This window comes from Flavobacterium ginsengiterrae, assembly GCF_039539785.1.
Lineage (GTDB): Bacteria > Bacteroidota > Bacteroidia > Flavobacteriales > Flavobacteriaceae > Flavobacterium > Flavobacterium ginsengiterrae.
Map to the genome: position 1 here is coordinate 1,475,932 of NZ_BAABDU010000003.1, position 20,025 is coordinate 1,495,956.

The window sequence follows — 20,025 nt, forward strand, 5'->3', positions numbered from 1 at the left end:
ATGTAGTAAGATGCCGATTTATAGGTTTTTGTTAAGAATTTAAAATGTATGCTAAATTCGCTTCGATTTCGTCGTTAATGTAACTTTCTTCTAAAAGAGAGTCTGATAACAGTTTTTTGTTTTCCTGAAGTTTGATAATCTTTTCCTCAACTGTATTTTTCGAAATAAAACGAACAACATTCACTTTATTTAATTGACCAATTCGGTGCGCACGGCCAACACCTTGTTTTTCTGCGAAAGGATTCCACCACGGATCGAGGAATAAAACATACGAAGCTTTTGTAATATTTAAACCAACACCTCCTGCTTTTAGCGAGATAAAAAACAATAGCGGATTTTCTTTTTCCTGAAACAATTTTACCTGCTGTTCTCTTTTCGCTGCTGGCGTTTCTCCGGTAATTTCGCAATATTCGATTTTATTTTCTTTGCACCAGTCTGTGTAAAAACCTAAGTTGGTAACAAACGAACTGAAAATAATTACTTTATGTTTTTCTTTTACAAGACTTTCCAGATAATTGGTAACCGCAATATATTTTCCTGAATCAATTTCAGATTCCTGATCGACCATTTTTGGGTGGTTGCTCAGCTGTCTCAATTTCATCAAAGTATTAATAATGCTGATTTTATCCGGACTCGAACCATCGGTTTTTAAAAGGAAATTACGAGCTTTAGATTTCTCTTGTTCGTATAATTTTTCCTGTTCAGGATCCATGTCGCAATAGTAAATCTGCTCGGTTAATTCCGGTAAATCTTTTAAAACCTGTTCTTTGGTCCTTCTTAAAATATAAGGCTGAACGAGATTTTTTAATTCGGCTAAAACTTCTTCATTCTGCTTTTTCTCAATAGGATTTTTGAAATTGTCAACAAAGAAATTGTAACTGCCCAGAATATCCGGATTAATAAACTGCATTTGTGACCATAAATCGTCCAGCGAATTTTCTATTGGCGTACCGCTCAGCGCTATTTTATGCCCGGTGCTGATTTTATTTATGGCTTTAAAAATCTTAGAATTTTTGTTTTTGATGTACTGGCTTTCGTCCAGAATCAAATAACGGAAATCGTATTTTTCTAAAATAGAAATATCGCGGTGAATAATGCTGTAACTCGTAAAAATCAAATCGGTTGAATTTATTCTGCCCGCTAAAGATTTTCTGTCATTGCCTACATACTGCATTTTAGAGAAATGAGGCGTAAATTTTCCAGCTTCATTAAACCAGTTAAAAACCAATGAAGAAGGCAAAACGATTAAAGCTTTAAGCGGTTCTCTTTCAATTGTCGTTTCATTGGCAAACAAATCAAAATTGGTAGTTTTGGTTGTAAAACCTAATTGTTCCTGCACCGAAACTAAAACAGACAACGTTTGTAATGTTTTTCCAAGTCCCATATCATCAGCAAGACACGCACCCATATTGGAGTTAAAATGTCCTAAAAGCCATTTCACACCATCAACCTGATAAGGTCTTAAAGTTGCTTTTATTAAATCTGAAGCGGTAAATTCGGCTTGGTGAATTTGATCTAAATCATTATCAATTTCTGAAATTCCGTCAAGAGCTGTAAAATTGCTTTTTCGTAAAAGTAAAGCGCCGTTTTCGGTTTTGGCTAATTTTGCCAAAGATCCATATTTGCTGAACCATTCCAGCGGAATTAAAAAGTAATTTCCGTCAGGAAGAGGAAAAAGTCTTTCTTTGCTTTTGATGTTCGGAATAATTTCACTGAAATTGATTTTATAACTACCAATCGTAATAATGATTTTAATATCAAACCAGTCTCCGGTAGTTTCTTTTGAAGCCGAAATAGTATGATTTCCGGTTATGATTTCTTTACTTTCAAGTTTTAGATTTTGAATTGTAAAACCTAAACTTTCCAGTTTTTCTTTGTTGTCAATTATTAATTGAATGTTGATATAAGGATCTGAACTTTCGGCTTCTGAATTCAAACCGAATAATTCATTTTTAATTTTTATTAAACCAATTTCCTGTAATTTTTCTGTATATAAATTTTCGTCTGAATTTCGCTTAAACTGAATGATTCGAGGTTCATTAGCAACGCTGAAATCAACAAATGAATGTGTTTTTTTAGTTTTGCTTCCATCAAACGAATATCCGTTATAATCAAAATAAAGATTGAGATAGTAACAGTTTTTAAAGAAATCAAAAACAGGCTGAATCGTGCACGAAACGATTTGGTCACGAAGTTCGATTTCGAAACCGTTGGCTTCAATGTCAATTTTTTTAGCTATTTCGGGAATGAAATTTTTAAAATAATCATCAACTAATTTTGAAGGAATTTCGATTGATTTTTTCTTTAAAAACGGAGTCAGTTTTTTCGAATTTAGTTCTTTTAACTGCCCCAGTTTTTTGTTGACAATAAGCCAGCCCGGCTCGTCTAAAAGAATATCCACTTTATGATCCATTGGTAAAAAAGTGGTTTCATTTTCTTTTAAAGAAAGGGTATAGGTAATACCTTCTGAATGTTTATCAAAATGAATCTGAGGTTCAAAATCGAGCGGATCAATGCTGACTCTGGAACGGTAAAAATCTTTTTCGGGTCCTAAATTTAGAGAAAGCGGAAACTGCTCTTGCACAATCAAACTGTAAAAAGGAGTTAGATTGAGTTTTAAATGCTGTCGGATAGCAAAATCAATTTTAGAATCCTTCTGAAGATCGGCAATTGTTTTAGCTGATTTTACTTTGGCACTGAATTTTTTGAATATAAATTCAGGTTTTAAAGATTCGCAGATGGTGAGTATCTTTTTTGAATTTGGATCCAGATTTTCAAAATCTATTCCAAAACTTTCAAGCACACCTTTGCTTGCTTTTTTGTCAAGATATTTAATGTCGCTTGTATTTTCAACAACATAAGCGGTAGGCGTATAGGCATTCAGATTTTTTTCAAAACTGATGTCAAAACAGAACTGAAATGGTTTTGCAGGCTTCAAGGTTTATAGTTTAATTTTGGTAGAATTTTGGGGAATTCTGTTTGGTTTAAAAATAAAAAGAGTTTTCAAAATATCAATAATTTGAAAACTCTTTTTAAATGAACTTATATCATTTGTAAGGTCGAAAACTAGTTTTCCGGTTTAAAGCAAAGCGGGATAATTTCTCCTTTTGCCAAACAGTATTTTTCAACCAGTTCTGGGGCTATTTTATTAGTATAATCTTCTTCGATTACGATAAAACCAATGCTTCTTAGTTTATCAAAATAATCACGGCCGTACACGCGAACGTGATCGTACTGACCAAAGATTTTTGCACGTTCTTTTTGGTCTGTAATCGAATCATCGGCAAAAGTAACTTCGCGCGATAAATCTTGTGGTATTTGTAAAACAGCCATTCCGCCCGGTTTTAAAACACGAAATAATTCCTGCATGGCTTTAGTGTCATCCGGAATATGTTCTAAAACGTGATTACATAAAATAACGTCATATTCGTTGTCTTTAAAAGGTAAATTGCAGATATCTGCTTTTACATCTGCCAAAGGCGAAAGTAAATCTGTTGTCGTGTAATCAAGGTTTTTCTGCTTGCGGAATCTTTTGTAAAAAGCCTGCTCCGGCGCAAAATGCAATACTTTTTTTGGTGCTGTAAAAAAATCAGTCTGATCGTTTAAATACAGCCAAAGCAAACGGTGTCTTTCCAGCGAAAGCGTGCTTGGCGAAAGCACATTATTACGCTGTTTTCCGTATCCGTAAGGTAAAAATGATTTGAAGCTTTTTCCGTCAATAGGATCAGTAAATTTATCACCTCTTAATGAGAAAGCTAAAATAGGACGAGCCACATAACTCAAACGAATTAATATGGGACGCGGTATTGTATTTAAAACTAATTTGAAAAGTTTTTTCATGGGGTTATTCCAAAATATTTTTGTTTTCCTGCAAGGTTTTCAAAACCTTGTAGGTATTTATGTTTGAAAAAAGACAGCTACAAGGTTTTGAAAACCTTGCAGGAGTTCGAATGTTTTTTAATTTTAGAATCTCGGCTAATAACTACAATACTAGAGGCACTTTTCTAAATTCATCTTCTTCATTGCTTTCAATTCCTAAAGCTTTGTAGATGTATTGAAAAGTCGATAATAATTCTGGTTTACCGTCGATTAAGGCAACATCGTGTTCGAAATGGGCACTTGCTTTTCCGTCGGCAGTTGTAATTGTCCAGCCGTCTTTATGCTGTTTAATGTTTTTTGTTCCAAGGTTAATCATAGGCTCAATTGCTACAACCATTCCTTCTACAAAAAGTTTTCCGCGGCCTCGTTTTCCGTAGTTTGGCATTTCCGGTTCTTCGTGCATTTTTTGTCCAACACCGTGTCCGACCAATTCACGAACTACGCCGTAACCGTGAGCTTCAGTATATTTTTGAATAGCATTTCCAACATCTTCAACGCGGTTTCCAGCTTTAAATTCTCTAATTCCTACATAAAGAGATTCTTTAGTTACCTGTAAAAGTTTTTTAACTTCCGGCGCTACTTCTCCAATTTCAAAGCTATAAGCGTGATCTCCGTGGTATCCGTTTTTAAAAGCACCGCAGTCTACAGAAATTACGTCTCCGCTTTGTAATGGTGTATTGTTTGGAATACCGTGAACCACCTGAGAATTTGGACTCATGCAAAGTGAATTCGGGAAACCGTACAATCCTAAAAAGCTAGGAACTGCACCGTGATCACGAATGAATTCTTCGGCTAATTTATCTAGATATAATGTAGTAACTCCTTCTTTAATTTCAGAAGCAATCATTCCTAATGTTTTTGAAACGATTAAAGCACTTTCGCGCATTAATTCGATTTCTTCTCTGGTTTTTTGGATGATCATATTTTTCAGATTTTCAGTTGGCAAAAGTACAATTTTTAATGATATTTTTTGAGTAAATTTTTGCCGCGGATTCACGAATTTATTTTTGATATAATCTTTAACCATTTGATTAATTCGTGAATTCGTGGCTAATTAAACAATCAATAGAGTCAAAGTGTTTCAGAAAAAAGCCCTAAATTAGTAGTAAAAACGTTTGTAATCATGAAAACAACTATAGATCACGATATAACCAAAGTAAAAGCACTGCGAAGAATGCAGGGAACTGCTTTGGGACTTTTAGGTTTTGCGGTGCTTCTTTTTATAATCGCTATTTATTTTAAAATTCCAATTTTGCAGGCTTTCAGCGAAGCTGCAATGGTGGGCGGTATTGCTGATTGGTTTGCAGTTGTGGCTTTGTTTCGACATCCGCTTGGAATTCCGATTTGGCACACGGCTATTATTCCGACTAAGAAAAATGAAATTGGAGAAAATCTGGGCAATTTTGTTTCGGAAGAATTTTTAAATCGCGAAAAACTGGAAATCAAGCTCGACGAATTCAATTTTGCATTAAAGGCTTCTGACTGGCTTTCGCAGCAGGAAAATTCAAATAAAGTTGCCAATGTTGTGGCCGTAAACCTGATTCCGGGAATTTTAAAAGCGATTAAAGATGAAGATATTAAAAGGTTTATTCAGGTTCAGTTTAAGGAAAAACTCGAAGGTGTTAATTTAGGAAACTGGGTTGCAGTCGCTTTAGAACCTTTGCAGAAAGGAGATTTAAAAAATCAAATGCTGACGAATCTTCTTGAGGTTATGAGCAGTGAATTGACGAATAATAAAGATTTAATCAGACAGAAGGTAAAAGCTTCAACTCCGTTTCTGAGTTTTGGTCTTGCCGATAAAAGTATTACCGAAGGTGTTTTTAACGGTTTACAGGATTTTCTTGATGAAGCCAAAAAACCTGAAAGTACAGTACGTTTAAAAATTGATGAGTATATTTTTAATTTCTTAGAAAAAGTAAAAAACTCCGAAGAAATGCGAATTAAAATCAATGATATGATTTTAGGTTTTATTGGTAAAAAAGAAGTTCAGGATTATATTAACGGAATCTGGGACGAAATAAAACTTTCTATTACAACTGATTTGAATAAGGGCGACGAATCGTCTATTAAAAATAGTATTGCAGGATTAATTCAGACTTTTGGAAATGGATTAAAAGAAGATCCTGTAATGTTTGAAAAAATCAACAGTTTTATCAAAAACGATTTGCTGTCTGTTCTCTTAAATAATAAAAAGGTAATAGGAGATTTAATTTCATCGACCGTAAAAAGCTGGGACGGAAAAGAGGTTTCTGAAAAACTGGAATTAGAAATTGGTAAAGATCTTCAATATATTCGAATAAACGGAACTTTAGTAGGAGGGATTATTGGACTTATTATTTATGGAGTTGAGTGGTTGTATCATTTAATATTATAAGTCTTAGAGGGATAATATTTTTATAGGAAAAAGACACGCATGCATATTAGCCCTAGCGAGGCGAAATATTATCTCGTAGATTGTGTCGCTCCGCCGGAGCTTTTTTCCGATAGAAATATTGTTTTTCTATAAATATTATACTCCGCTGGAGTATTGATATGTAAAATAAAAGAGGCGAATTCTTTTGAATCCGCCTCTTTATATATAAAGGAAATATTTTTCTACAACAAAGAATGACAAGTCATAGCATTTGGCTGCTGAACTCCCATTAATTCTAAAATAGTAGGAGCAATATCTCCTAAAACTCCATCCTGGATACTTTTCAGTTGTTTGTCAACTAAAATAATCGGCACTGGGTTTGTTGTGTGTGCTGTATTTGGGCTTCCGTCAGGATTAATCATCGTTTCGCAGTTTCCGTGGTCAGCAATTACGATTGTTGTATAATCGTTAGCAAGAGCAGCATCGATTACTTTTTTAGCGCAGGCATCAACGGCTTCACAAGCTTTAATTGCAGCTTCCATAATTCCTGTATGACCAACCATATCGCCGTTTGCAAAGTTTAAGCAAACGAAATCTACTTCGCCTTTGTTTAACTCAGGAACAAGAGCGTCTGCCAGTTCGTAAGCACTCATTTCCGGCTGTAAATCGTAAGTGGCTACTTTTGGAGAGTTTCTCAAAATTCTTGATTCACCTTCAAACGGAACTTCTCTTCCTCCTGAGAAGAAGAATGTTACGTGAGGATATTTCTCAGTTTCTGCAATACGAATTTGTTTTTTACCTGCTTTTTCTAAAACTTCACCAAGAGTTTCTGTGATGTTATCTTTGTTGTAAACAACTTTTACATTTTGGTATGTTTCGTCGTAGTTTGTAAGCGTTACATAATACAAGTTAAGCTTGTGCATGTTCTGCTCGTGGAAATCATGCTGCGAAAGCGCCTCAGTAAGTTCACGACCTCTGTCTGTTCTAAAGTTGAAGAAAATTACAACGTCGCCTTCAACAATTGTAGCAAGAGGTTTTTGTTCTTCATCAACAATTACAACTGGCTCAATAAATTCGTCAGTAACATCGTGTGCATAGCTGTCAAGAACACTTGCTACTGCATTTGTAGAAGGAATTCCAATTCCGTTAACTACTAAATCATAAGCTAGTTTTACACGTTCCCATCTTTTGTCGCGGTCCATTGCATAATAACGTCCTACGATAGAAGCAATTTTTACGGGAGTATCTTTAATGTATTCATCTAAATCGTGAATGTATTTTGCTCCGGATTTTGGGTCAACGTCACGTCCGTCTGTAAAAGCATGAACATAAACTTGATCTAAACCATATTCCTGCGAAGCATCGATCAAACCGCGTAAATGTGATGTATGAGAGTGAACACCTCCATCAGAAACTAATCCTAAAAAGTGTACTTTTTTATTATTGTCTTTAGCATACGTAAAAGCATCAATTAATACTTGTTCTTTAGCAAGTGTTTTGTGGGCTACTGCTAAGTTAATTTTTGCTAAATCCTGATATACAATTCTTCCGGCACCAAGGTTCATGTGCCCAACTTCACTGTTTCCCATTTGTCCTTCCGGCAGACCAACGTTTAATCCGTCAGTACGCAGTTGTGCACTTGGGTAATTTTTGTAAAGGCTATTTATAAATGGAACATTTGCATTGTCTATTGCAGATACTTTAGGGTCAGGAGATTTTCCCCAACCATCTAAAATCATAAGGATAACTTTTTTGTTCATTACATTTTTGTTTTCTACAAAGATAAGGCATTTCTAAAATTTGAAGAGAAAGCTTTGTGACATTTATATTTAATAAAATGAAGTGTAACAAAAAATACTAAATTAATTATAGAACTCTTTATTTTTTAAAATTTATTCACGCTAAGCTCTTTTTCTAACCTTATTTTTAACAGCATTATAGTCAATAAAATATTTTACGCTGATTGAAAAGATATGTTTTAAGGCATCATTCGTAAGCAGGTTGGTTACGCTGCGTTTGAAATCTTTATCGATAACCCGTTCAAAATTAGAAGCGTTATTGCGGTATAATGCCGAAAGCTGGCTTCCGGGCGCAAACCACCACGAATAAGATAAATCCGCATTCCAGGAATAAAAACTTGAATTTTTATTTTCAGTATATTGAGAATAAGGATCTAAAGTTCCGTCCTGATCCAGTTTAAGAATGTTTTTATTTTCTGCCGATGACCAATACTGCCGAACCGCCAGATTAATTGTCATGGCACTATTTATAGCATATTTTCCTGACAAAGTATTAGCATATGTAATAACATCACGATTCGCAAAAACAATCGTTTCAGGTGTGTTTTCATTATCGTCATCGTCATAACTGTCAATGTACCCTTTATTGTTATTTCTTTTTAAAAAGCTGAAAGTATAGGTTAGTAAAAGTTTGTCATTAAAGCGATACCTTGGGCCAACATCAAGCGCAAAAGCGGCTCTTCCAGGTTCATCGGCAACAGTTATAGAAGGGTTTAAGTCTAAAGCAAACTTGTGGTTATAGTTGGTAGATAAACTAGTCCAGACATCAATTTTTCGTGGAATAATTACATATCGTCCGTCAGTTCTTGGTTCATAATAATCGCATATTTCCACAGGATAAACAGTTATTCCCATACCGTAATAATTGTTTTTTACAGTAGTTAAATTTACATTGGCATTAATGCTGGCATCTTGTGTTTTTCCTGAATCTTTATTGAACTCAATATAATTGTTCAGGTTAATTCTAAAGCTGTTGAAGAGTTTAGTTGGATTTAAAATTCGATAATTTACATTATTGAAAAAGTTGTAATAATTGGTATAGAAATTAATACCCAGATCATTTGGGTTAAAATCTTTGGTTACAAAATCAGAACCAAAACTATAGCGGTATTTGCCGCTTGTTTCCGCAAAACTAAGTGTAGCATACATTCCCTTTTTATCTTCTTCGGCATTTAGTGTGCTGTACTTTATATTTCCGGATAAATTATAGGTATTGGCTTTTGTGTTTAAATCCCAAACTAAACCCGTTACGTTTGCGTCTCTAAAATGTCCGTTTCTTGTTACGTTTGTGTTTATAAATGTGACAGATGAATTTTTGCGAAAACGCTGATCCATAACCAAAACATTGTAATTAGTAAGCGGTTCTACCACAACGCGTCTGGTTTCGCCGGTAATGGTGTCTTTTATTGTGGCAAAAGTTTTTTCGGTTACGGCATTCAAAATTCCAACGCCTAAACCATTTTTTGTTCTTCCGGAAAGTTTTAAAGCATTAATCAGATTTACGTTTTGAACCTGTTCTATTATTTCTTCATTATCATTTAATTTTGGTTCAGAAGGTTTACCGCCAATTCTTCGGGAATAAAACATTTTACCTTTATTGAACAAGTCAGTTCCTTCGGTAAAAAAAGCCCTGTTTTCGTTAAACTCCTGTTCAAACGGCCCCAGATTTAAAATCTGATCGTCGTATTTTGTCTGTCCAAAATCAGGAATTAAAATAGCATCGACAGTAAAAGCATCATTAATTCCGTATTTAATATCCATGCCGCCCTTTATGGTTCCGTAGGTTTTTTGGCCTTCTCCGGCATTTAAATAATAAGAAGCATAAGGCATCAAAAACAATCGGGTAGGAGGTTTTATATTTTCAATTCCTTCTAAAGTTCCGGCTTGCTGTGTAAAGGTGCCAATTTTTCGATCGACAAAATTCCAGGTGTATTTGTAGCGTGTGCGTTTTATTTCTCTAAAAAAGTTGATTCCCCAGGTTTGTTTGTTTTCCTGCGAAAATCGCAATGCCGAATATGGAATTTTTATTTCAGCAATCCATCCATTTTCAGTCAAAACGGCTTTGCTTATCCATACCGCATCCCACGAATAATCTTCACCGTTGGCATCAGTCATAATACAATCGCCCTGAACATCTGCCGCCGAAACATAAAACATAAAATCCTGCTGGCCATCGTTAAAACCATTAATAAAAACACCAAAAAGATCTGCGGTTCCAAAATTATCCCGCTGTGAAATCTCTTTTAATATTTTATCAGGTTCGTCGTCAAACATTCGGGCGCCAATATATATAGCGTCATTATCGTATAAAACTTTTACTTCGGTTTTTTTTGCCTCCGGCGCCGCTTTTCCATTATCAGGTTCCAATGTTATAAAGTCAGAAGCAACAGCGGCGTTTTCCCATGCGCTTTCATCCAGCTTTCCATCTATAGAAATATTTTGCGAGACAGATTTCGCTTGCAATGCTTTTTTCTGGCTGTAGCAGAAAAAATTACATAAAAGCAGACTAAGAAAAACGAGTTTTTTCATTGAATTTTAATCGAAAATAATGATTTATTGCACTTTAATATAGAATAAATAGACTATAATTTTTTCTACTTGTTACATATTTCGTTTCAAAATTTCCATTTTATTCTACTTTTTTTAAGAAAATAAGCCAAAATGTTATGATTTTTAGCAGAGGAAATAATCTTACAGAAATAACATTTTTATGTTAATTATGTTAAAATTTAAACAAAAAGTGCCTGATTTCCAAGGTTGTATTTTGCAAGGGGTGAATTTTTTATACTTTTGCCATACCCAAATTTTATTATTAACCTAAAGAAATTCAATGATTTACAAAATTTATCCATTGCTTGTGTTTTTGCTATTGTCTTTTGGTAAAGATTCAAAAAACACTCCCGACCTAAAAACCGCAGCAACAAGAAGTATTGCAAAAGTTGAAACCAACCTTTCTGTTGAGGCAAAAATTGAGAATGTTTATAACACATTAAACGCAAACAATTACAAGCTTCCAGAGCTTAAAACTTTTTCTGAAGCAATGAAAGGTTTTTACCTTTTAAAAGAAAGAGGAATTGTTCAAAAAAACATTTTGACTTTAATTGATTTTAGTTTGTCAGCAAATACCAAACGTCTTTGGGTAATTGATATGACTACTAATACAGTTTTATTCAATTCTCTGGTAGCTCACGGAAGAAATACCGGCGAAGAATTTGCGACTGCTTTTTCAAACTTAAACTCTTCATTTAAAAGTAGTTTAGGTTTTTATGCAACAGGTGAAATTTATCAGGGAAAACATGGTGCTTCGCTTCGTTTAGATGGTCTTGAAAGAGGACTAAACGACAATGCACGCCAAAGAGGTGTTGTAATGCACGGCGCTGATTATGTTTCTGAATCTTTCATCAGAGATCATAAAAGATTAGGCAGAAGCCAGGGTTGTCCTGCAGTTCCTGTGGAATTGACAGATGAGATAATCGAAACAATAAAAGATAAATCATGTTTGTATATCTATCATCCGTCAAGAAGTTTTATGATGGAGTCGAAGTTAATTTCTTAATTTAGAATACAAATCCGCATCAAGATTATAAATATCAGCTCTGAAAATGAGCTGATTTTTTTTGCTCCATGCTGTCCAGTACCACTGATATAAAGCATATTTTTTAACGATTTTAAAACTCATCGTTTTTTTAGAAGCAATTATTGTATCGATTCTGGTTTTTGAAAAACGTATGGAGTCATTTAAAATATGTTCTGCCAGTTCCAGTGGATTTTCTACACGTACACAGCCGGAACTCAATGAGCGATTATTTCTTACGAAATAGTTACGGTGATTGGTATCATGCAGATAAACGCTGTGATGATTTGGAAACAAAATTTTCATTAAACCTAATGAGTTATTATAACCCGGACTTTGCACATATCTGTAATTATTCGGTTTATTCTCGTTCCATGCTGCAGGTTCTACTACATTTCCTGAAGTGTCATAAATTGTTATGTTTTTCTTTGCCAGATAATTGCGATTACGTTTCATGGCAGGAACAACATCTTCTTTTAAAATAGTAGGCGGCACAGTCCATGTTGGGTTAAATACAATTGTTTTTAAAACCGATGTAATAACAGGGGTTCTTCTTGAACTCGTTCCAACTACAACATTTCTTACCAAAGTTGTGTCTTTGTCCTCAACGACATTCAGGCTGTAATCTGGTATATTGATGATAAAATAATTCTCTGCAAATTCTGCTGGGTACCATCTCCAGCGCTCTAAATTGGCAATAATTTGTTGTTTTCTTCTTTCTTTTGAATAATTTAAAGCAGTAATAGTTCCAATACCAATAACGCCGTCATCTGCTAGACCGTGTCTGGCCTGAAATTTTTTAACAGCTTCAAAAGTTTTTTTATCGTATTTGTCTGTTAAACTGTCTTTTCCTGACATGTCTTTCCAGTATAAAAGCCTTTTTTTAATGTTTATTAAAGCGCTGCTGGTATCATTTAAAGTAATTTTTTTAACGTCTTTAATAGTTTGAAGATCTTCATCAGGAAAAGAATTTATGATTTCAAGCGATTTTAATAACTGTTTGTAAGTGTCTGCTTTTGGTTGAATATTTTCTACAATGCTGTCTAATTTGTCATTATTAAAAGCTTTAATAAGAACAGTATTTACATCAAATGTTTTTTCTTCGAGATCCCAGTTTGTGTATAATTTTTTAGGATCGAGTTTTCCTTTATATAAATGATTTAAATATAACTCGAAATTATAGGTCAAAAGTATGTCGTAAGTTGCTAAATCAGAATCGTTTAATGAGCTTATTCGTTTTTCGAATTTTTTAAGCTGCGATGATTTGTAATCTTCAGGATTTAAACCAAGTTCTTCTGATTTTTCTAATTGAGACAATACATAAGTTCTTTTTTTAAGGTTGCCCCAAACGGTTTTATTTTCAGATGAAGTATAAAACTGTTTTAGGGTTTCGCTTTTAAAAGTGCTTAAAAGTGCGGTGTCAACTGGTACTGTTCTTTCATCAGTAAGTATAATTTCGGGAGTTTTTTGAGTTGCTGCCGGATTTTTTTTCGGCTCTTCTTTTTTACAACTAATTAAACTGCATACCAATAAAAAAAAGTAAAGTTTCCTCATTCTATAATTTTTTATACATTAAATAATGCTCTCCAACGTCTTTAATATCAAAGGGTTCTCCGAGAATTTGGTAATCCATTCTTTTATAAAAACCAACGGCTGCTGTTCTTGCATTAAACCAGATAAGCTCTGTATTTTGTTCTTTGCAATAATTTTCGCAGTGTCTTACTAATGCTTCTCCATAACCTTTTTTCTGGTTATTTTCTAAAATAGCCATACCGCGAATCTGCGCCTGATTTTTTTCGGCAAATATAGTATTCGTTTGTTTGAATAACGAAATAATTCCTATTAAATCTTCATTATTATATAAACCAAAATGATGAGTAGTGGCTAAATCGTCGCCTTCGAAGATGCAGGACTCGATAGGTTTTCCTTTTCTTAGCACTGGCTGACGAACAATATAGGTTTCTTTTGATGGGATTTCTTTAATAATAGTCATGATTTTTTAAAAATAATTGATTTTATAACTTTTTAATTTTAAATAGGTTATAAAAAAATGTCGTTTTTTATTAATTTTTTTTGCCAAAAAGCTTGTTTTGAACTTATCTTTCTTTCTATATTTGCACAACCAATGCGAAAGTAGCTCAGTTGGTAGAGCTCCAGCCTTCCAAGCTGGTTGTCGCGAGTTCGAGCCTCGTCTTTCGCTCTAAAAAGCAAACTTAGTTTTGTTTTTGTGAAAATAAAATTTTTGATTTTTATTTTTTTTTAAAGATTAAATTTTTTAAATTTGCACCCGGTTAATGCGAAAGTAGCTCAGTTGGTAGAGCTCCAGCCTTCCAAGCTGGTTGTCGCGAGTTCGAGCCTCGTCTTTCGCTCTTCAAAAGCCTCAAACATTGTTTGAGGCTTTTTTGTTTTTACACTAAAATTTGTGAACTCTCAAATTCCAAATTCCAACTCTTGTGTTAGTTAATTTTAATATTGGAATTTGGAATTTAAAAATTAGAAATTTTATTTCAAATTGCTTAAATCGGTTTCCGTTTCCAGCTCAACCGGAGTTTCATTTTGTTTAAACAAGCGCGCTTTTAAGTTTCCTTTTAAAGTGATTTTTTCGCCTTTTACTTCAAGCCAGCTTCCTTCTCTTAAACCTAAAACCGGAATTGCATTAAAAGCGTGAAATTCCTTAATTCTGGTTTCGCGAGTTTCGCCCATGTGCTGCGAATTAGCATCGGGATCTAAATAATGCGGATTTAAATTGAATGGAATTAATCCTAAAGTCTGAAAACTTGGCGGATAAATTATAGGCATATCGTTTGTTGTCTGCATAGAAAGTCCGCAAATGTTGCTTCCTGCACTTGTGCCTAAATATGGTGTTCCGCTTTTTACTTTTTCAGCAAGCAGCTGCATTATTTTGTTTTTGTATAATTGCGTTACAAGTAAAAAAGTATTTCCTCCGCCTGTAAATATGCCTTCTGCATTTTGAATAGCTTCTTCCGGATTTTCAAATTCATGAATTCCTTTTACTTTGATGTTTATTGCTGCAAAAGCCTGAGCAGCTTTTTTTGTGTATTCGTCGTGCGAAATACCGCTTGAACGCGCATACGGAATAAATAAAATGGTGCTGCAGTTTTTAAAATGTGATTGCAAAGTAGGTAGTAGATATTCTAAATAATTGCCGCCGTGCAGTGTAGAGGTGCTGGCGATGATAATGCTTTTCATAATTCTAAACTCAAATTGTATTGGCTAAAGATATTAAAAAATAACATTGCTCTTGAAATTGCTAATTAAGAGTTTAATTAACATATTTTTACCAACTCGTTAATACTATATTTGGATGACATTAGGATATTTTTACCTTTTTAATAATTTCCTAATTTATTTGCTTTGACAAAGAATATTGTATTTTTTTTAGTTGCCGTTTTAAGTCAGAATTCCTGGTCGCAGACTCAGGAACGATCTGTTATAAATGGAAAAATTATTTCAAATACAAATGATCTTGAAGGAGTGTATGTTGTAAATGCCAAAACCGAAGTCATGACTACTACAGATTCGTCTGGTGCTTTTTCGATAATGGCAAAACCAGATGATATTCTTGTTTTTTCTTCTATTCAATTTAAAGAAAACAGGGTTTTGCTGACTTGTGAAGATTTTACGAATTTAAATTTCACAGTTAGAATGAGTCTCGTCATGCATCAGTTGCAGGAAGTTGTAGTTAGGAGATACGATAATATTAATGCAGTTGCCTTAGGAATTGTGCCTTCCGGGCAGAAAACGTATACTGAAGCCGAAAGAAAATTGCGTACTGCTACAGCGTTAAATCCAACGGCTAATGCAGGAACTATGGCGGGAGGATCGATTTCGGCTGATCCTTTGTTTAACTTTTTTTCAGGCCGAACTGCTATGCTGAAAAAGGAAGTAGAGGTAGAAAAGAAAGAATTTTTTATGAAACTGCTGGAGAAAATGTTTAGTCTGGAACATTTTATTGACCGGTTAAAAATTCCGGCTGAATATGTAAAAGGTTTTGAATATTATGCCGTCGAAAATCAACAGTTTACTAAAATTTTAGATTCTAAAAATAAGACTTCAACAGAGTTTTTGTTGGGCGAATTAGCTGTAAAATATAAAGAAATCATTGCAAGTGAAGCAAAATAATACTTTCTATATAGCCCTTTTTCTGGTTTTTGTGCAGCTTAGTTTTGGACAAAAAAAAACTTCTAAAGAAATTTTAGGGCAGATTCTCGAAAAATCAACTTCTGTTAATAGTGTCAATATTATTAACAACAATACTCAGGTTTCGACTGTTTCTGACAGTGACGGGCATTTTTCTATTGCAGCAAGCGAAGGCGATGTTTTGGTTTTTTCGGCTGTAAATTTAGAACCGCTTAAACGCCGAATTTCGGCTGAAGATTTGAATTTAAGTCTGCTTATTATAAAAATGGAGGCTAAAGAAATCGAATTAAAAGAAGTTGTTGTTAATGATAATTACGGTATTACTGCAGAAAATTTAGGAATTGTGCCTTACGGACAAAAAACATATACACCTGCAGAACGCAAGGTTTATACCGCTACATCTACTTCTATAGATAAGATTTTAAATGGAATTTCCGGGCGAACTGCCATGCTGAAAAAAGAAGTGAATGTTGAGAAAAAAGAAGCTCTTTTTAGAAAAATAGAATACCTTTTTGATGAGAATTATTATACCGAAAGATTGAAAATTCCGGTAGACGATATTAAAGGATTTCAATTATATTGTGTGGATGATGCTGATTTTGCCGTATCTTTGAATACAAAGAACAAAACAATGAGTATGTTTTTAATAACAGATTTAGCCCGAAAATATCTAATAATTCTTGAAAATGAAAAATAAAATAGGAGTATTCGTTGTTTGCTTATTTTGTCAAATAATGCTTGGACAAAACGGAACAAGAAAATCACTGCACGGTCAGGTTACAAACAAATCACTTGCTATAGAAAGCGGTTATGTGTTGAATATTAATGCAAAATCCAGAACTTTTATAGGTCCCGGCGGATTATTTGATATTTTGGCACAGCCAAAAGATACACTGCTTTTTACTGGTATAGCTTTTCAGTCTAAAAAAATTGTTTTAACAGAAAAAGACTGCTCGCAGATTCTTTTTACGGTTAATTTAGATTTGGTGAGTAATGAGTTAAAAGAGGTTTTGGTTCGTAAAGATCTTAAAGTAAAATCGCTTGACAGCAATAGTCAAAAATATGTTGATATGCAGTTTGAAGATGATAAATTATCTACTGCAAAAAATACTGTAATGTACTCTGATCAAACAATTAAATACGGAACAGACTTTGTGCGTATTTTTAAAGATGTTAAAAAGCTTCTTTCTAAAAATAACGAAAAAGAAGAGGTAATCTCAGATATCGCTTTTGTTGAATATTCGAAAGCAAATTTCAAACCTGACTTTTTTACTAAAACATTAGGTTTAAAACCAGATGAAGTTGATTTGTTTTTAATGTATTGTTCAAACGATCCTGAGTCGAAAAGACATGTAAATGAAGATCAGAAATTTGAGCTTATTGATTTTTTAATCAACAAAAATGCCGAATTTAAAAAAGTGAATGCTGCGCAATAATGAAAAAAAAATGGATTTATCCTTTGCTGGGGATATTATTTTTGTCGCTTTCGGCATTTGGATTTCATAAGTTTTATGTAGGTGTCTATCAGGTAGAATATGCTGCAGAGAAAAAAATGATTCAAATTACCTCTCGTATTTTTATTGATGATTTGAATAATGCTCTGGAGAAAAAATACCATAAAAAAACTTTTGTAGGCACTGAAAAAGAAACACAGGCAGATGTTGATTTGTTTAAAAAATATTTAGCAGAAAATTTTACAATTAAAATAAACGGTCAGTTAAAGCCCATTACTTTTTTATCCAAAGAAGTAGAAAGTGGTGATGTTTTGGTTTGTTATTCGAGAATAAAAGATGTTGATAAATTTAAAACAATCGAAATATCAAACACAATATTGGTTGACTGGAACGGCGAACAGCAGAATATTACACATATTTCAGCATTTGGTACTAAAAGAAGTGTTCTTTTTACAGAATCTTCAAGGAAAGAATTGTTAAAGTATTAATTAATAAGTCAAATTAATATTTTAATTATTATTTTCACACCCTGACAAAATTACCATCAAGTTTTTATGAAAAAAATTTCATTATTATTGCTTTTTCCTGCAATGTTAATCGCTCAGGAAAAAACTACCGCGCCACGACAGCAAGGTAAATATGATACCAACAAGTTCAGCCAGATGTACGATCTGCTGGCTACACCAAACATGTTTCGTACAGCGTCTGGAGCACCGGGACCTGCTTATTACCAGCAGCAGGCCGATTATAAGATTGATGTTGAATTAGACGACAAAAATTCAAAATTAACGGGTGCAGAAACTATTACGTATTCTAATAATTCGCCAGATACTTTAGAATATTTATGGATTCAGCTGGATCAAAATCAGGCCAGAGCAAATGGTCAGACTACTTTAGCAGAAGGTGAAAAAATCAATCAGGTTTTGCCTCTGGAAGGTTTCGCAACAAAATATCTGAAAAAAGATTTAGAGCGCGGTTTTAATATTGAACAGGTAAAAGATGCAAAAGGAAATCCTATGTCTTATACCATCAACGAAACTATGATGCGTATTAATCTGGCTTCACCTTTAAAACCGGGAGAAAAAATCTCTTTTTCTATTAAATGGTGGTATAACATCAATAATTACAGAAAAGAAGGCGGACGTTCTGGTTATGAATTTTTTGAAAAAGATGGTAATAAATTATATGTAATTGCGCAGTTCTACCCAAGAATGGCGGTTTACAATGATGTTGAAGGATGGCAGAATATGCAGTTCTGGGGAAGCGGAGAGTTTGCTCTTCCTTTTGGGAATTTTGATGTAAATATTACGGTTCCTGCAGATCACGTAATTGATGCAACCGGAGAATTAACAAACAGAAGTGAAGTTTTTACTGCAGAGCAGGTTAAACGTTACGAGCAGGCTCAAAAATCATTCGACAAACCTGTAGTTATTGTAACTCAGGCAGAAGCAGAAGCGGCTGAAAAAGGTTTTTCTGAGAAGAAAAAAACTTGGAAATTCAGCGCTAAAAATGTTCGTGATTTTGGAATTGCTTCTTCAAGAAAATTCATTTATGATGCAATGGCTGTAAAAATTGGAAACAGAACTGTAATGGCAGAATCTGTTTATCCAAAAGAAGCAAATCCGCTTTGGGGTGAAACTTCTACGCTGGTTGTAGCACATACTTTAAAAAGCTATTCTTCTCATACTTTTGATTATCCTTATCCAAAAGCAGTTTCAGTTTCAGCAGAAGATCAGGGAATGGAATATCCTATGATATGCTGGAATTACGGCCGTCCGGATGAAAACGGAGTAACGAGCAAAGAGGTTAAAAACGGAATGATTGGAGTTATTATTCACGAAGTTGGACATACTTTCTTTCCAATGATCGTAAACTCTGATGAGCGTCAGTGGACTTGGATGGATGAAGGTTTAAATTCATTTTTAGAATATCTGGCAGAGCAGGAATGGGATCCAACTTTCCCATCAAGACGCGGGCCTGCAAAAAATATTGTTCCTTACATGAGCGGTGATCAGAAGTTTTTAGAGCCAATTATGTCTAACTCTGAAACAATTCATCAATTTGGAAATAACGCTTACGGAAAACCTGCTACAGGTCTTAATATTTTAAGAGAAGTAGTTATGGGAAAAGATTTGTTTGATTATGCATTTAAAACCTACGCAAACAGATGGAAGTTTAAACACCCAACCCCGGAGGATTTCTTTAGAACTATGGAAGATGCATCTGCAGTAGATTTAGACTGGTTCTGGAGAGGATGGTTTTACTCAACTGATTTTGTAGATATCGGAATTAAAGATGTAAAACAATATTATGTTTCTGATTCACCAACTACAGATATTAAAGATGTAAAAGTGAGAAAAGGACGTTTTGGATTCGAAAAAGGACCTTTTGTGTATTTAGTTGCCGGAGATAATCCAGAAGTTAATGCTTCTAAGAAAAAGGAATTAAAAGTTGAAGATATTAAACCGCTGGCTGATTATGTAGATCAAACTTTTACTGCAGAAGAGAAAGCAGGTATTAAGTCGCCAAAATACTTCTATGAAGTTGAATTTAATAAGCCGGGCGGTATGATTATGCCAATTTTGGTTGAAATAACATATGAAGACGGTACAAAAGATAATTATCAGTATCCGGCACAAATCTGGAGAAAAAGTAACGAAACAGCTAAAAAAGTTTATGCAACTTCAAAAGCTATAAAAAGTATTCAAATAGATCCAAAACTGCTTACGGCTGATATTGATGTAACCAATAATTCATGGCCAAAAGTTGAACAAAAATCAAAATTTGACTAAGGACAAATTTAAA

General features: G+C 34.0%; 15 protein-coding genes and 2 tRNA genes. 9 read left to right on the forward strand and 8 right to left on the reverse strand.

Annotated features, from left to right (window positions below; genetic code table 11):
• Nucleotides 1–31 precede the first annotated feature (31 nt).
• The 3 genes from ABD859_RS09295 to map all read right to left on the reverse strand — a co-directional run bounded on the left by ABD859_RS09295 (nt 32) and on the right by map (nt 4,801).
• The gene (locus ABD859_RS09295) at nt 32–2,938 is read right to left on the reverse strand and encodes a DEAD/DEAH box helicase (protein ID WP_345143316.1); all 2,907 of its coding nucleotides are present in this window, start codon (nt 2,936–2,938) and stop codon (nt 32–34) included.
• 128 nt (nt 2,939–3,066) lie between these two features.
• Nucleotides 3,067–3,840, reverse strand: coding sequence for a class I SAM-dependent methyltransferase (locus ABD859_RS09300; protein ID WP_345143318.1), 774 nt, complete (start codon nt 3,838–3,840; stop codon nt 3,067–3,069).
• A gap of 142 nt (nt 3,841–3,982) precedes the next feature.
• Complete coding sequence (map, locus tag ABD859_RS09305) at nt 3,983–4,801, reverse strand: type I methionyl aminopeptidase (protein ID WP_345143321.1); 819 nt, start codon at nt 4,799–4,801, stop codon at nt 3,983–3,985.
• 201 nt (nt 4,802–5,002) lie between these two features.
• On the opposite strand from map, the gene ABD859_RS09310 reads away from it, so the two are divergent.
• Nucleotides 5,003–6,253: a DUF445 domain-containing protein gene (locus ABD859_RS09310; protein ID WP_345143324.1), complete on the forward strand. Its 1,251-nt coding sequence runs from the start codon at nt 5,003–5,005 to the stop codon at nt 6,251–6,253.
• A gap of 221 nt (nt 6,254–6,474) precedes the next feature.
• Here ABD859_RS09310 and gpmI read toward each other — a convergent pair whose 3' ends face one another.
• Both gpmI and ABD859_RS09320 read right to left on the reverse strand, forming a co-directional pair.
• Nucleotides 6,475–7,992 (reverse strand): 2,3-bisphosphoglycerate-independent phosphoglycerate mutase, encoded by a 1,518-nt coding sequence (gene gpmI / locus ABD859_RS09315; protein WP_345143327.1) that lies wholly within the window; start codon nt 7,990–7,992, stop codon nt 6,475–6,477.
• 141 nt (nt 7,993–8,133) lie between these two features.
• Complete coding sequence (locus tag ABD859_RS09320; protein ID WP_345143330.1) at nt 8,134–10,560, reverse strand: DUF5916 domain-containing protein; 2,427 nt, start codon at nt 10,558–10,560, stop codon at nt 8,134–8,136.
• A 301-nt stretch (nt 10,561–10,861) separates the two neighbouring features.
• Here ABD859_RS09320 and ABD859_RS09325 point away from each other — a divergent pair, with 301 nt between their 5' ends.
• On the forward strand, nt 10,862–11,587 hold the full coding sequence (locus ABD859_RS09325) for a murein L,D-transpeptidase catalytic domain family protein (protein ID WP_345143333.1): 726 nt from the start codon (nt 10,862–10,864) through the stop codon (nt 11,585–11,587).
• Here ABD859_RS09325 and ABD859_RS09330 read toward each other — a convergent pair.
• Nucleotides 11,576–13,159 (reverse strand): L,D-transpeptidase family protein, encoded by a 1,584-nt coding sequence (locus tag ABD859_RS09330; protein ID WP_345143335.1) that lies wholly within the window; start codon nt 13,157–13,159, stop codon nt 11,576–11,578. The genes ABD859_RS09325 and ABD859_RS09330 overlap by 12 nt on opposite strands.
• A 1-nt stretch (nt 13,160) precedes the next feature.
• Nucleotides 13,161–13,598, reverse strand: coding sequence for a GNAT family N-acetyltransferase (locus tag ABD859_RS09335; RefSeq protein WP_345143338.1), 438 nt, complete (start codon nt 13,596–13,598; stop codon nt 13,161–13,163).
• A gap of 134 nt (nt 13,599–13,732) precedes the next feature.
• Here ABD859_RS09335 and ABD859_RS09340 point away from each other — a divergent pair.
• Nucleotides 13,733–13,805: transfer RNA gene (locus tag ABD859_RS09340), tRNA-Gly, on the forward strand.
• A 96-nt stretch (nt 13,806–13,901) separates the two neighbouring features.
• Nucleotides 13,902–13,974, forward strand: a tRNA-Gly gene (locus ABD859_RS09345).
• Between the two features lie 133 nt (nt 13,975–14,107).
• Here the strand turns inward: ABD859_RS09345 and pepE are convergent.
• A complete protein-coding gene (pepE, locus tag ABD859_RS09350) occupies nt 14,108–14,815 on the reverse strand; it encodes a dipeptidase PepE (RefSeq protein ID WP_345143341.1) in 708 nt (235 codons plus the stop codon).
• A gap of 165 nt (nt 14,816–14,980) precedes the next feature.
• Between pepE and ABD859_RS09355 the strand changes: the two genes are divergently transcribed.
• The 5 genes from ABD859_RS09355 (at nt 14,981) to ABD859_RS09375 (ending at nt 20,012) form a co-directional block, all read left to right on the forward strand.
• Complete coding sequence (locus ABD859_RS09355; protein ID WP_345143343.1) at nt 14,981–15,748, forward strand: carboxypeptidase-like regulatory domain-containing protein; 768 nt, start codon at nt 14,981–14,983, stop codon at nt 15,746–15,748.
• A complete protein-coding gene (locus tag ABD859_RS09360) occupies nt 15,735–16,463 on the forward strand; it encodes a carboxypeptidase-like regulatory domain-containing protein (protein WP_345143345.1) in 729 nt (242 codons plus the stop codon). Before ABD859_RS09355 ends, ABD859_RS09360 begins: the two co-directional genes overlap by 14 nt.
• Complete coding sequence (gene bamP / locus ABD859_RS09365; protein ID WP_345143348.1) at nt 16,453–17,202, forward strand: BamP family beta-barrel-assembly machinery protein; 750 nt, start codon at nt 16,453–16,455, stop codon at nt 17,200–17,202. Before ABD859_RS09360 ends, bamP begins: the two co-directional genes overlap by 11 nt.
• Nucleotides 17,202–17,708 (forward strand): DUF6702 family protein, encoded by a 507-nt coding sequence (locus ABD859_RS09370; RefSeq protein ID WP_345143351.1) that lies wholly within the window; start codon nt 17,202–17,204, stop codon nt 17,706–17,708. The genes bamP and ABD859_RS09370 overlap by 1 nt, the downstream gene beginning before the upstream one ends.
• Before the next feature lie 66 nt (nt 17,709–17,774).
• Nucleotides 17,775–20,012, forward strand: a complete 2,238-nt coding sequence (locus tag ABD859_RS09375) for a M1 family metallopeptidase (RefSeq protein ID WP_345143354.1) — start codon at nt 17,775–17,777, stop codon at nt 20,010–20,012.
• The last annotated feature ends 13 nt before the right edge of the window (nt 20,013–20,025 follow it).